This is a genomic window from Streptomyces africanus, from assembly GCF_002150735.1.
GTDB classification, from domain to species: Bacteria; Actinomycetota; Actinomycetes; order Streptomycetales; family Streptomycetaceae; genus Streptomyces; species Streptomyces africanus.
This window is the reverse complement of record NZ_MUKA01000231.1, coordinates 1-13,402: the sequence shown is the minus strand read 5'-3', so window position 1 is coordinate 13,402 and position 13,402 is coordinate 1. Positions and strand designations below refer to the sequence as shown.

At 72.9% G+C, this 13,402-nt stretch carries 13 protein-coding genes; 10 read left to right on the top strand and 3 right to left on the bottom strand.

Annotated elements, in window-relative coordinates; translation table 11 throughout:
* Both CCL05_RS27210 and CCL05_RS27205 read right to left on the bottom strand, forming a co-directional pair.
* The coding region (locus CCL05_RS27210) for a DUF3097 family protein (protein ID WP_143589951.1) at positions 1 to 377 on the bottom strand (377 nt) is incomplete at its 3' end.
* Positions 353 to 1,120 (bottom strand): MBL fold metallo-hydrolase, encoded by a 768-nt coding sequence (locus tag CCL05_RS27205; RefSeq protein ID WP_086563136.1) that lies wholly within the window; start codon positions 1,118 to 1,120, stop codon positions 353 to 355. The genes CCL05_RS27205 and CCL05_RS27210, both read right to left, overlap by 25 nt.
* A gap of 170 nt (positions 1,121 to 1,290) precedes the next feature.
* On the opposite strand from CCL05_RS27205, the gene hrcA reads away from it, so the two are divergent.
* The 10 genes from hrcA to CCL05_RS27155 all read left to right on the top strand — a co-directional run bounded on the left by hrcA (position 1,291) and on the right by CCL05_RS27155 (position 12,034).
* On the top strand, positions 1,291 to 2,307 hold the full coding sequence (gene hrcA, locus CCL05_RS27200; protein WP_086563135.1) for a heat-inducible transcriptional repressor HrcA: 1,017 nt from the start codon (positions 1,291 to 1,293) through the stop codon (positions 2,305 to 2,307).
* Positions 2,307 to 3,443 (top strand): molecular chaperone DnaJ, encoded by a 1,137-nt coding sequence (gene dnaJ, locus CCL05_RS27195; RefSeq protein ID WP_020270536.1) that lies wholly within the window; start codon positions 2,307 to 2,309, stop codon positions 3,441 to 3,443. The genes hrcA and dnaJ overlap by 1 nt, the downstream gene beginning before the upstream one ends.
* 100 nt (positions 3,444 to 3,543) lie before the next feature.
* Positions 3,544 to 4,620 (top strand): nitronate monooxygenase, encoded by a 1,077-nt coding sequence (locus CCL05_RS27190; RefSeq protein ID WP_086563134.1) that lies wholly within the window; start codon positions 3,544 to 3,546, stop codon positions 4,618 to 4,620.
* Positions 4,617 to 5,357, top strand: coding sequence for a 16S rRNA (uracil(1498)-N(3))-methyltransferase (locus CCL05_RS27185; protein ID WP_086563133.1), 741 nt, complete (start codon positions 4,617 to 4,619; stop codon positions 5,355 to 5,357). Before CCL05_RS27190 ends, CCL05_RS27185 begins: the two co-directional genes overlap by 4 nt.
* 17 nt (positions 5,358 to 5,374) lie before the next feature.
* On the top strand, positions 5,375 to 5,767 hold the full coding sequence (locus CCL05_RS27180; RefSeq protein WP_086563132.1) for a VOC family protein: 393 nt from the start codon (positions 5,375 to 5,377) through the stop codon (positions 5,765 to 5,767).
* 49 nt (positions 5,768 to 5,816) lie between these two features.
* Positions 5,817 to 6,374, top strand: a complete 558-nt coding sequence (locus tag CCL05_RS27175; protein WP_086563131.1) for a hypothetical protein — start codon at positions 5,817 to 5,819, stop codon at positions 6,372 to 6,374.
* 45 nt (positions 6,375 to 6,419) lie between these two features.
* A complete protein-coding gene (locus CCL05_RS27170; protein ID WP_086563130.1) occupies positions 6,420 to 9,623 on the top strand; it encodes a S41 family peptidase in 3,204 nt (1,067 codons plus the stop codon).
* Positions 9,624 to 9,747: 124 nt separating this feature from the next.
* The gene (locus CCL05_RS27165; protein ID WP_086563129.1) at positions 9,748 to 10,101 is read left to right on the top strand and encodes a histidine triad nucleotide-binding protein; all 354 of its coding nucleotides are present in this window, start codon (positions 9,748 to 9,750) and stop codon (positions 10,099 to 10,101) included.
* Between the two features lie 14 nt (positions 10,102 to 10,115).
* Positions 10,116 to 11,021 carry a ribonuclease Z gene (locus tag CCL05_RS27160; protein WP_086563128.1) on the top strand — a complete coding sequence of 302 codons (906 nt, stop codon included), beginning with the start codon at positions 10,116 to 10,118 and terminating at the stop codon, positions 11,019 to 11,021.
* Between the two features lie 20 nt (positions 11,022 to 11,041).
* A complete protein-coding gene (locus tag CCL05_RS27155; protein ID WP_167409624.1) occupies positions 11,042 to 12,034 on the top strand; it encodes an adenosine deaminase in 993 nt (330 codons plus the stop codon).
* A 13-nt stretch (positions 12,035 to 12,047) separates the two neighbouring features.
* On the opposite strand, the gene CCL05_RS27150 is transcribed toward CCL05_RS27155, so the two are convergent.
* Entirely contained in the window at positions 12,048 to 13,361 is a 1,314-nt protein-coding gene (locus tag CCL05_RS27150; RefSeq protein WP_086563126.1) for an MFS transporter, read from the bottom strand.
* Positions 13,362 to 13,402 lie beyond the last annotated feature (41 nt).

Below are 13,402 nucleotides of genomic sequence, written 5' to 3'. Positions count from 1 at the left end.
CCCCAGACCCGCTCGACCAGCTCGGCGTCGTGCCGGCCCTCGACGTAGATCCGCCCGGCGCGGGCCACGCGGGCACGGGCGCCGGGGACGGCCACCGAACCGGACGCCGTGCGGGCGGGACGGGCGGGGCCGGCGGGCGAGGGGCGGACCAGGGTCACGACCCTGCCCTCCAGGAGGAACCCGCGCGGCTCCATGGGGAACACCCGGTGCTTGCCGAAGCGGTCCTCCAGGGTCACCGTGCCCGCCTCGCAGCGGATCACCGCGCCGCAGAAACCGGTCCCCGGCTCCTCGACCACCAGGCCCGGCTCCGCCGGAACCTCGGGAACCGGCTTCGGCTTCTTCCACGGCGGGGTCAGGTCCGGAGAGTACTGGCGCATTCGAATGACGATAGGAGAAGGCGTACGGCGATCACCGCGACACGCCGAAATACGCCGCCAGCGCGNNCCGCGTCCACCACCGCTCCGTGACCGGGTACGTACAGCGCGTCCTCGCCGCCCAGGTCGAGCAGCCGGTCCAGGGCGGCCGGCCAGTGCGACGGCACGGCGTCGGGGCCCGCCTGCGGCTCGCCGGACTCCTCGACCAGGTCGCCGCAGAACACCACCTCCGGATCGCCCGGCACCAGCACCGCCAGGTCGTGCGCGGTGTGTCCGGGGCCCACGTTCGCCAGCAGCACCTGGCGTCCGCCGCCCAGGTCGAGGGTCCACTCGCCGGAGACCAGGTGGCGGGGCGCGACCAGCCGGTCCGCCGCCTCCTGCGCGATGCTCTCCGCCAGGCCGCCTCGCACCGCGTCCGCGCGCAGCTCCTCGCGGTCCCGCAGGCGCGTCAGCACCGCGTCCACGCCCACCGCGCCGAACACCTCCGCGTCCGTGAACTCCGCCACCCCGAAGACATGGTCGAAGTGGGGATGGGTCAGCGCGAGATGCGTCACACCGTGACCGGTGAGCGACCGCGCCTGCTCGCGCAACCGCGCGCCCTCGGCCGGGCTCGACCCCGCGTCGATCATGAGTACCGCGTCCTCGCCGGCGACCAGCCCCGTCGTGCAGTCCCACACCGGGAGCCGGCACCGCCCCACGCCCGCGGCCACGCGCTCCCAGCCGAGCTCTTCCCAAGTCACCGTCATACGGCGACGCTAGCGGGTACCACCGCCCGGGGCACGACAGCACGCGACCAGCCTTGCCGGGGGTGTACCCCACAGCCGTACACTGGGCGGGGAATGCTGGCACTCGCACGCGCAGAGTGCCAGGCCCGACAGGCAGGAACCAGGCGGACGACTTCTGGAGGTGCGCGCGAATGCTCAGTGAACGCAGGCTTCAGGTGCTGCGCGCCATCGTCCAGGACTACGTCGGCACCGAGGAGCCGGTGGGCTCCAAGGCCCTCACCGAGCGGCACAACCTCGGCGTCTCGCCGGCCACCGTCCGCAACGACATGGCGGCCCTGGAGGACGAGGGGTACATCGCCCAGCCGCACACCAGCGCCGGGCGCATCCCCACCGACAAGGGCTACCGGCTGTTCGTGGACAAGCTGGCCGGCGTCAAGCCGATGACCGCGCCCGAGCGGCGCGCGATCCAGAACTTCCTCGAGGGCGCCGTCGACCTCGACGACGTCGTGGCGCGGACGGTACGGCTGCTGGCGCAGCTCACGCGCCAGGTGGCCGTCGTGCAGTACCCGTCGCTGACCCGCTCGACCGTGCGGCACGTGGAGTTGCTCGCTCTCGCGCCCGCGCGGCTGATGCTCGTGCTGATCACGGACACCGGGCGGGTCGAGCAGCGCGTGGTCGACTGCCCGGCGCCCTTCGGCGAGGCCTCGCTGGCGGATCTGCGCGCGCGGCTCAACAGCCGGGTGGCGAACCGCCGTTTCACGGATGTGCCGAGTCTGGTGGAGGATCTGCCGGAGGCGTTCGAGCACGAGGACCGGGGTACGGTCTCCACGGTGCTCTCCACACTTCTGGAGACGCTCGTCGAGGAGAACGAGGAGCGGCTGATGATCGGCGGCACCGCCAACCTGACCCGCTTCGGGCATGACTTTCCCCTCACGATCCGGCCGGTGCTGGAGGCGCTGGAGGAGCAGGTGGTGCTCCTCAAGCTGCTCGGCGAGGCGCAGGATCCGGGCGTGACCGTACGGATCGGTCATGAGAACGCCCACGAAGGACTCAACTCCACGTCCGTCGTGTCGGTCGGCTACGGTTCGGGCGGCGAGGCTGTCGCCAAGCTCGGCGTGGTCGGACCGACCCGCATGGACTACCCGGGAACGATGGGAGCGGTACGCGCAGTGGCACGGTACGTCGGACAGATCCTGGCGGAGTCGTAGTGGCCACGGACTACTACGCCGTACTCGGCGTGCGCCGCGACGCGTCGCAGGAAGAGATCAAGAAGGCCTTCCGGCGGCTCGCGCGCGAGCTGCATCCGGACGTCAACCCCGATCCGAAGACCCAGGAGCGGTTCAAGGAGATCAACGCCGCTTACGAGGTGCTGTCGGACCCGCAGAAGAAGCAGGTCTACGACCTCGGCGGCGACCCGCTCTCGCAGGCCGGAGGCGGCGGCGCGGGCGGCTTCGGAGCCGGTGGCTTCGGGAACTTCTCCGACATCATGGACGCGTTCTTCGGCACGGCGTCGCAGCGCGGTCCGCGCTCGCGCACCCGCCGCGGCCAGGACGCGATGATCCGCATCGAGGTGGAGCTCGACGAGGCGGCCTTCGGCACGACGAAGGACATCCAGGTCGACACGGCGGTCGTCTGCAACACCTGTAACGGTGAGGGCGCGGCGCCGGGGACCTCCGCGCAGACGTGTGACATGTGCCGCGGCCGCGGTGAGGTGTCCCAGGTCACGCGGTCTTTCCTCGGCCAGGTCATGACCTCGCGGCCCTGCCCGCAGTGCCAGGGGTTCGGCACGGTGGTGCCCACGCCGTGCCCGGAGTGCGCGGGCGACGGGCGCGTGCGGTCCCGCCGTACGCTCACGGTCAAGATCCCGGCCGGTGTCGACAACGGCACGCGGATCCAGCTCGCCGGTGAGGGCGAGGTCGGTCCCGGCGGCGGTCCCGCGGGCGACCTGTACGTCGAGATCCACGAACTGCCGCACTCGCAGTTCCAGCGGCGCGGCGACGACCTGCACTGCACGGTCACGCTCCCGATGACGGCGGCCGCCCTCGGCACGAAGGTGCCGCTGGAGACGCTCGACGGCCTGGAGGAGGTCGACATCCGCCCGGGCACCCAGTCCGGCCAGTCGATCCCGCTGCACGGCCGCGGTGTCACACACCTGCGGGGCGGCGGACGCGGCGACCTCATCGTCCACGTCGAGGTCCAGACCCCGAACAAGCTGGACGTCGAGCAGGAGCGCCTGCTCCGCGAGCTGGCCAAGCTGCGCGGCGAGGAACGGCCGACGGGTCAGTTCCAGCCGGGGCAGCAGGGGCTGTTCTCTCGGCTGAAGGACGCCTTCAACGGGCGGTGACGCCGGGTCCTTCAGGGTGCGGCGGGTGGCTTTTCCTCTGGTCTATGCCACAGGGCAGGCCGGTTTCGGAGTAGTCCGGAGGACGTGACAACATGCGGTCATGTCCTCCGCGCTGACCGATCTCTTCCCCCACCCGATCGTGCAGGCCCCCATGGCGGGCGGCGTCTCCGTACCGAAGCTCGCCGCCGCCGTGTGCGAGGCGGGCGGGCTCGGGTTCCTCGCCGCCGGGTACAAGACGGCCGACGGGATGTACGAGGAGATCAAGCAGCTGAGGAGCCTCACCGGCAGGCCCTTTGGCGTGAACCTCTTCATGCCGCAGCCGGAGTATGCCGACCCCGCCGCCATCGACGTCTACGCCCATCAGCTGGCCGGCGAGGCCTCCTGGTACGAGGCCGAGCTCGGTGACCCCGACAGCGGCCGGGACGACGGCTACGAGACCAAGCTCGCGGTCCTGCGCGACAACCCCGTGCCGGTGGTGTCGTTCCACTTCGGCACGCCGAGCCGGGAGGTCGTCGACGCCCTGCACCGGGTCGGCACCTTCGTCCTGGTCACGGCCACCACGCCCGACGAGGCCCGGGCCGTCGAGCGGTCCGGCGCGGACGCGGTCATCGCGCAGGGCGTCGAGGCGGGCGGTCACCAGGGCACGCACCGGGACCTCCCCGAGACGGACGGTTCCGGCATCGGGCTGCTGTCGCTCCTCGCCCAGATCCGGGAGACCGTGAGCATCCCGATCATCGCCGCCGGCGGCATCATGCGCGGCGGCCAGATCGCCGCGGTCCTCGCGGCGGGCGCGAGCGCGGCCCAGCTCGGCACGGCGTTCCTCGCCACCGCCGAGTCGGGCGCGAACACCCTGCACAAGCAGGCGCTGACCAACCCCCTGTTCGTCCGTACGGAGTTGACCCGGGCCTTCTCCGGGCGCCCGGCGCGCGGCCTGGTCAACCGCTTCCTGCGCGAGCACGGCCCGTACGCGCCCGCCGCCTACCCCGAGGTCCACCACCTCACCTCGCCGCTGCGCAAGGCCGCCGCCAAGGCGGGGGACGCGCAGGGCATGGCGCTGTGGGCCGGGCAGGGCCACCGGATGGCGCGGGAGCTGCCCGCCGGGCAGCTCGTGGAAGTGCTGGCCGGTGAACTCGCCGCTGCGCGGACGGCGTTGTCGGGCGGAGGCGGGGTGCGATGACGGCACCGGTCTTCGTGGTCGAGCACTTCGACGCGGCCGGAGGCGGCCGCTTCGTCCTCGACGGCCCGGAGGGACGGCACGCCGTGTCCGTGAAGCGGCTGCGGCCCGGTGAGGACGTCGTCCTCACGGACGGCGCCGGGCGCTGGGCGGACGGTGTCGTGCTCGACACCGAGGGCAAGGACCGGCTGATCGTCCGGCTGGACCCGGTGACGGAGGAACCGCCGGAGCAGCCCCGGGTCACCGTCGTCCAGGCCCTGCCCAAGGGCGACCGCGGGGAACTGGCCGTCGAGACGATGACCGAGGTCGGCGTCGACGCGATCGTGCCGTGGGCGGCGGCGCGCTGCATCACGCAGTGGAAGGGCGACCGCGGGCTGAAGGCCCTGGGCAAGTGGCGGGCGACGGCCCGCGAGGCCGGCAAGCAGTCCCGCCGGGTGCGCTTCCCGCAGGTCGCGGAGGCGGCGACGACCAAGCAGGTCGCCGCGCTGCTGGCCGATGCCGACTTCGCCGCCGTGCTGCACGAGAGCGGGGACGAGGCGCTGGCGACGGCCGAACTGCCGTCGTCCGGTGAGATCGTGCTCGTCGTGGGTCCCGAAGGGGGCGTGGCGCCGGAGGAGTTGGCGCTGTTCGCGCAGGCGGGGGGCAAGGCGTATCGCCTCGGGCGCAGTGTGCTGCGCACATCGACTGCCGGGACGGCGGCCACGGCTGTGCTCCTGGCGCGCACCGGCCGCTGGACCTGACCCTGCTCGGAGGCACCGTGGAACTCGCACAGGTACGACTGCTCGTGACCGACTTCGCCGCCTGCTACCACTTCTACGGTGAGGTCCTCGGCCTCAAGCCACAGTCGGGCGCGGTGGACGGGCCGTACGAGAAGTTCAGCCCCGCCGTCGGCTCGCCGGGGATCGCCCTCCAGGACCGCACGATGATGGCCGAGGTCCTGGACGAGCTGGGCGCCACGGCGAACGGCCACCGCTCCCTGGTCGTCCTGCGCGTCGACGCCCTGGACGCGTACTGCGAGGAGGTCACGATGCGCGGCGCCACGATCCTGCACGGCCCCACCCACCTGACCGACCGTCTGCGCGTCGCCCATCTCAAGGACCCGGAGGGCAACTTGGTCGAGCTGCAGGAGTGGCTCCTGCTCCGCGGCTGACGCCTTTGCGCCCTACCGCTCGGCCCCCGGCAGTGGCAGGCTCCCCTCCATGGGGGCATTGAGGAGGGTTTGGCGGGGGCCGCGCAGTCGTGCGGTGGCGGTCGCGGTGACGTGTGCGGTGGCCGCCGTCGGCGGCGTGGTGGCGTGTGAACCCGGTGGCGGGATCAGTTCCGCGGCCGTCGCGTACACCACCGACGAGGCCGTCACCAAGGAGCTCAACCGGCAGAAGGCGGGCGTGCGCTGGCTGACGTGCACCGCCTCCTACGGGAACTCCGGCCAGGGCGGGAAGCCGTCGCCCTCGGCGAGTGAGAAGACCGTCGCCACCGTCCACTGCGAGGGGGAGACGGAGGACGGGAAGGACATCACCGTCGACGGCAAGGTCACCCACGCGGTGGACGGCGCCTGTGTGCGCGGGAACATCACCGCCAAGGTGGACGGCAAGGTGTGGTTCGAGGTCGACGGGCTCGGCGACTGCAACTCCACCAGCCCGCCGCCCGTGGGAGGCGGGCCCTCGAACGGGCAGCCCGGTGCCACCGTCACCGTGACCGTCACGCAGACCATCTGGTGTGATCGGTACCCGGACTGCCGCCCCGTCGAGGGCAAGTGATCCGAACCCTGTCCGCACGGCGGCCTCCCTGCATAGGGTGATCGGGTGACTCAGTCCGCATCGCCTGCTTACCTCCGTTTCCCGCACGTGCACGGTGACCTGGTCGCCTTCACCGCCGAGGACGACGTGTGGCTCGCTCCTCTCGACGGCGGACGGGCCTGGCGGGTCAGCGCCGAGAACGTGCCGGTGACCCTGCCCCGCATCTCGCCCGACGGCGCCACGGTCGCCTGGACCTCCACCCGCGACGGCGCCCCCGAGGTGCACATCGCCCCGGTCGACGGCGGCCCCGCCAAGCGCCTGACGTACTGGGGCAGTCTGAAGACCCAGGTGCGCGGCTGGACCCCGGACGGCGAGGTCCTCGCGATCAGTTCCCACGGCCAGGCGAGTCTGCGCCGCACGTGGGCGCGTGCCGTGCCGCTCGACGGCGGTCCCGCCACCACGCTGCCGTACGGGCCGGTCGGTGACATCGCCTTCGGGCCGAGTGTCGTCCTGCTGTCCGCGCCGATGGGGCGCGAGGCCGCCTGGTGGAAGCGGTACCGGGGCGGTACGGCGGGGAAGTTGTGGATCGACCCCGACGGAGACGGCGAGTTCGTACGGCTCCACGAGGGGCTGGACGGGAACATCGAGTATCCGCTGTGGGTGGGGGACCGGATCGCCTTCCTCTCCGACCACGAGGGCACCGGCGCGCTGTACTCCTCCCTCGCCGACGGGTCCGACCTGCGGCGGCACACCCCGCTCGACGGTTTCTACGCCCGGCACGCCGCGACCGACGGCACCCGTGTCGTCTACGCCAGCGCCGGTGAGCTGTGGGTGCTGGACGACCTGGACGGGGCCGAGCCGCGGCGGCTGGACGTGCGGCTCGGCGGACAGCGCATCGACCTCCAGCCGTTCCCCGTGAACGCCTCCCGGTGGTTCGGGTCGGCGTCCCCGGACCACACCGCACGCGGCAGCGCGGTGTCCGTACGCGGCTGCGTCCACTGGGTCACCCACCGCTCGGGCCCGGCCCGCGCCCTGGCCGCCACGCCCGGTGTCCGGGCCCGGCTGCCGCGGACGTTCCGCGCGGACGGCGAGGAGTGGGTGGTGTGGGTGACCGACGCCGAGGGCGACGACGCCCTGGAGTTCGCGCCCGCCACCGGCCTCACCCCGGGGGCGACCCCGCGCCGGCTCGCCGCCGGGCAGCTCGGCAGGGTGCTGGAGCTCGCCATGGCACCGGACGGCAGTCGCGCGGCCGTGGCCTCCCACGACGGGCGCCTGCTGCTCGTCGAGAGGGAGACGGGCGAGGTACGGGAGGTGGACCGCAGCGAGGACGGTGATGTGTCCGGGCTGGTCTTCTCGCCCGACTCCTCCTGGCTCGCCTGGTCCCACCCCGGCCCGCGGCCCCTGTCGCAACTGAAGCTCGCCAACACCACCGACCTGTCGGTCACCGAGGCGACCCCGCTGCGCTTCCAGGACTACGCGCCGGCGTTCACGGTGGACGGCAAGCACCTCGCGTTCCTGTCGACCCGCTCCTTCGACCCGGTCTACGACGAGCACGTCTTCGACCTGGCCTTCGTGGAGGGCGCCCGGCCGCATCTGATCACCCTCGCGGCCACCACGCCCTCCCCGTTCGGGCCGCAGCGGCACGGCCGGTCCTTCGAGACGCCCGACCGGGAGGAGACGCCCGACAGCGAGGGCACCCCCACCACCCGCATCGACCTCGAAGGCCTCGCGGACCGCATCGTGCCCTTCCCGGTCGAGGCCGCCCGCTACTCCAACCTCCGTGCCGCCAAGGACGGCGTCCTGTGGCTGCGCCACCCGGTCGCCGGGGTGCTCGGCGCGTCCCGGGCCACCCCGGACGACCCCGAGCCCAAGTCGGAACTGGAGCGGTACGACCTCGCCCAGCAGCGCGTCGAGCATCTCGCCGTCGACGCCGACCACTTCGAGGTCAGCGGTGACGGCAAGCGGGTGCTGCTGTGGACCGACGGACGGCTGAAGGTCGTCCCCAGCGACCGGCGCGCCTCCGGCGACGACGACAGCGACACCAACATCACCGTCGACCTGGGCCGCGTACGCCAGTTCATCGACCCGGCCGCCGAGTGGCGGCAGATGTTCGACGAGAACGGCCGCATCATGCGCGACCACTTCTGGCGGCCGGACATGAGCGGCGTCGACTGGGCCGGCGTCCTCGAACGCTACCGGCCGGTCGTGGACCGGCTCGCCACCCACGACGACCTGGTCGACCTGCTGTGGGAGGTGCAGGGCGAACTCGGCACCTCGCACGCCTACGTCACCCCGCGCGGCGGCTTCGGCGGCGGTCCCCGCCAGGGTCTGCTCGGCGCGGACATCTCCCGCCACGAGGACGGCAGTTGGCGCGTCGACCGCATCCTGCCCTCCGAGACCTCCGACCCGGACGCCCGCAGCCCGCTGGCCGCACCCGGCGTCGCCGTCCGCCCCGGGGACGCGATCCTCGCCATCGCCGGACAGCCGGTCGACCCGGTGGCCGGCCCCGGCCCGCTGTTGATCGGCACGGCGGGCAAGCCGGTGGAGCTGACCGTCTCCCCGTCCGGCGGCGGCGACCCGCGGCACGCCGTCGTCGTCCCGGTCGCCGACGAGGAGCCGCTGCGCTACCACGCCTGGGTCGCCGACCGGCGCGCCTACGTCCACGAGAAGTCCGGCGGCCGCCTCGGCTACCTGCACGTCCCGGACATGCAGGCCCCCGGCTGGGCCCAGATCCACCGCGACCTGCGCGTCGAGGTGGCCCGCGAGGGCCTGGTCGTCGACGTCCGCGAGAACCGCGGCGGCCACACGTCCCAGCTGGTCGTCGAGAAACTCGCCCGCCGCATCGTCGGCTGGGCCGTCCCGCGCGGCATGCGCCCCTACAGCTACCCCGAGGACGCCCCCCGCGGCCCCGTCGTGGCCGTCGCCAACGAGTTCTCCGGCTCCGACGGCGACATCGTCAACGCCGCGATCAAGGCCCTGGGCCTCGGCCCGGTGGTCGGCACCCGCACCTGGGGCGGCGTCATCGGCATCGACAGTCGCTACCGCCTGGTCGACGGCACGCTCGTCACCCAGCCCAAGTACGCCTTCTGGCTGGAGGGCTACGAGTGGGGTGTGGAGAACCACGGAGTGGACCCGGACGTGGAGATCCTCCAGCGCCCCCAGGACTACGCGGCGGGCAGGGATGCCCAACTGGACGAGGCCATCCGGCTCGCGTTGGAGGGTCTGGAGGCCAGTCCCGCAAAAACGCCCCCGGCTCTGCCGACCTCTTAAGGGGCGCGGGGCTGTATCGATTTGCGGCTCCGCCGCGTGGGCGCGACCAGCCCAAACGCACCCGCACCCGACGACGATACGATGCCCAAGTCGGACCCCCATTCGGCCAACCCCCGGAGGAAACATGGCAGGGGAACCCCAGGACGACTGCCTGTTCTGCAAGATCGTCGCGGGAACCATCCCGGCGACGATCGTCCGCCAGACGGACACCACCGTCGCGTTCCGCGACATAAACCCCCAGGCCCCCACCCACGTCCTGATCATCCCCAAGGCGCACTACGAGAACGCCGCCGCCCTCGCCGCCGCCGACCCGGCCCTCACCGCGGACGTGCTCCGCGAGGCCCAGGCCGTCGCCGACGAGGAAAAGCTGGACAGCTACCGCCTCGTCTTCAACACCGGCAGCGGCGCCGGCCAGACGGTCTGGCACGTGCACGGCCACGTGCTCGGCGGCCGCGGCCTCGACTGGCCTCCGGGGTAACGGGGTAATCCGCCTTGTCCGTACGCGAACTCGTGGTGCTCGGCACCGCCAGCCAGGTCCCGACCCGCCACCGCAACCACAACGGCTACCTGCTCCGCTGGGACGGCGAGGGCATCCTGTTCGACCCCGGCGAGGGCACCCAGCGCCAGATGGTGCGGGCCGGTGTCGCCGCGCACGACCTGAACCGGATCTGCGTCACGCACTTCCACGGCGACCACGCGCTCGGTCTGCCCGGGGTCATCCAGCGCATCAACCTCGACCAGGTTCCGCACGAGATCACCGCCCACTACCCGAAGTCCGGGCAGCGCTTCTACGAGCGGCTCCAGTACGCCACGCCCTACCGCGCGACCGTCTTCCCCACCGAGGCCCCGGCCGACGGGGACGGCGTCCTCGCGGTCACGCCGTCGTACACGCTGGACACCCGCAGGCTGTCGCACTCGATCGAGTCGTACGGCTACCGGATCACCGAGCACGACGGCCGCCGGATGCTGCCCGAGCGGCTCGCCGCGCACGGCATCAAGGGGCCGGACGTCGGCCGGATCCAGCGCGAGGGCTCGCTCGGCGGGGTCTCGCTCGACGACGTCAGCGAGGTGCGGCGCGGGCAGCGGTTCGCGTTCGTCATGGACACCCGGCTGTGCGAGGGCGTGTACGCGCTCGCCGAGGGCTGCGACATGCTCGTCATCGAGTCGACCTTCCTCGACGAGGACGAGCAACTGGCCGTGGAACACGGACACCTGACGGCAGGTCAGGCCGCGCGGGTGGCCCGGGACGGCGGAGTGCGGCACCTGGTGCTGACCCACTTCAGCCAGCGCTACACCGACCCGGACGAATTCGAGCGGCAGGCGCGGGCGGCGGGGTACGAGGGGGAGCTGACCGTGGCGCACGATCTGCTGAGGGTGCCGGTTCCGAAGCGTCGGTGAAACGCCCGTACGATGAATTGATGTCCCTCCCCAAAGCCGAACTGCACCTTCATATCGAAGGCACCCTAGAACCGGAACTCGCCTTCGAGCTCGCCGCGCGCAACGGCGTCACCCTGCCCTACGCGGACACGGACGAGCTGCGCGAGGCGTACCGGTTCGAGGACCTCCAGTCGTTCCTGAACCTGTACTACGAGCTCATGGCCGTCCTGCGCACCGAGCGGGACTTCGAGGACCTGGCGAACGAGTACCTCGCACGCGCCGCCGCACAGGGCGTGCGGCACGCGGAGATCTTCTTCGACCCGCAGGCCCACACCAGCCGCGGCCTGGAGCTCGGCACGGTCGTCGAGGGGCTGTGGCGGGCGCTCGGCGACAGCGAGTCCAAGCACGGCGTCTCGACCCGGCTGATCCTGTGCTTCCTGCGCGACGAGTCCGCCGAGTCGGCCCTGGCCACCCTGGACGCGGCCAAGCCGTACCTGGACCGGATCACCGGCGTCGGCCTCGACTCGGCCGAGGTCGGGCATCCACCGGCGAAGTTCCGCGAGGTGTACGAGGCCGCCGCCGCGCTCGGGCTGCGGCGGGTCGCGCACGCCGGTGAGGAGGGCCCGCCGGAGTACATCACCGAGGCCCTGGACGTCCTCGGCGTCGAGCGGATCGACCACGGGCTGCGCTGTGTGGAGGACCCGGCGCTGGTGGAGCGGCTGGTGCGGGAACGGGTGCCGCTGACCCTGTGCCCCCTGTCGAACGTCCGGCTGCGCACCGTCGACACCCTGGCCGACCATCCGCTGCCCGCCATGCTGGACGCCGGCCTGATGTGCACGGTGCACTCGGACGATCCGGCGTACTTCGGCGGGTACGCCGGTGACAACTTCGACGCCGTGCGCGACACCCTGGGCCTCGGCGAGGAGCGGCTGCGCGAGCTCGCCCGCAACTCCTTCCTCGCCTCGTTCCTGGAGGACGACGAGGAGTTGCGGGCGCGGTACCTCGCCGAGGTGGAGGCCTACGCGTTCCGCTGAGGAACCCGCGGCCTCACAGGACCTCCGACCCCGCCTTGCCGTAGGCGCGCTGGGCCGGGACGGCCGGGGCGTCCACGGGGATCTCCACCACCTGCTGTTCCCGGGCGCCGATCTCGGGGACCGCGCCCGTGGGCGTGCCCGTGGCGGCGGCGACCAGGGCGGCCGGGTGGCCGCCGCGGCGGCGGATCGCGCCGGCGAGCAGCGGGCGCCCGCTCGTGTGCAGGGCGACCGCCGTCATCGGCAGGGCGATCACCAGCAGACCGGCGGCCAGGATCGCGCCCATGACCGGGAACCCGGCCTGCGCCGACAGCACGCTGCCGGCCAGCGGCCCGGCGGCCGTGCCGAGCGAGGACGCCGAGCCGACGAGCACCGCCCAGCGGCCGCGCGGGTCGAGCGAGGCGGCGAGCCCGATCAGATACGACAGCACCACCGGATACAGGGTGTTCCAGGCGATCTCGCCGGTCGCGAAGCTCGCCAGGTCGGTGGCGGAGGCGCTGAGCACGATGCAGCCGGCGATGAGGACCGTGCCCGCCCCGATCGGCACCGCGCGTCCCAGCCGCGCCCCGAGCGCGCCGGCCGCGAGGACGCCGGTCAGTCCGGCGCCCAGGGCCACGGCGAAGACGACGCCGACGGTGGCCTCGCCGAGATGGGCCTGGGTCAGCCCGATCTGTCCGCTCACGCCCCACAGGGAGTTCTGGGCGAGCGACCAGCACAGCATGGCGGCGGCCAGCACCAGGCCCGAACGGGCGTGGGGCAGCCGGGCCTTGTGGTGCCGCGTGGGCGCGGCGGGCGTACCGGCGGGCAGGCGGCCGGTCAGTGGCCACACGGCCAGGGCCGTGAGGGCGATCGCGGCCAGGGGCAGTCCGTGCCCCGGGCCGAGGTGGGGGACCGTCAGATACACCGCGCCCGCGAGGGCGGAGACGGTGAGCAGCCCGGCCGTGGAGGCCCGGTGCGGATCCCGCTGGGCGGCGATGAGGGTGGCGGCGACGGTGGTGGCCGTGCCGGATCCGAACCCGCCGACCATCGCGCCGGCGACGACGGCCGGGACGGCGGTGGTCAGCGCGGCAGCGCCGTAGCCGAGCAGGGCGAGTGCGAGTCCGAGCCGGGCGAGGGCGCGGGCTCCCAGCGCCTCGACCCGTGAGGCCAGGGCGAATCCGGCGGTGGCCGAACTCAGCAGCAGCGCGCTGCCGACGGCGCCGGCCTGGGTGGCGGAGAGCGGAAGGCCCGAGTCGAGTCTGCCGACGGTGGTCGGCAGGAGATACGGGGCGAGGTACCCGGCCGTGAAAAGGGCGACGAGGGGCCAGGGGGTGGTGCGGGGGGCGAACACGGGCGTTCCCAGGGCATGCGAAAGGAGCGGCGGAAGAGGGG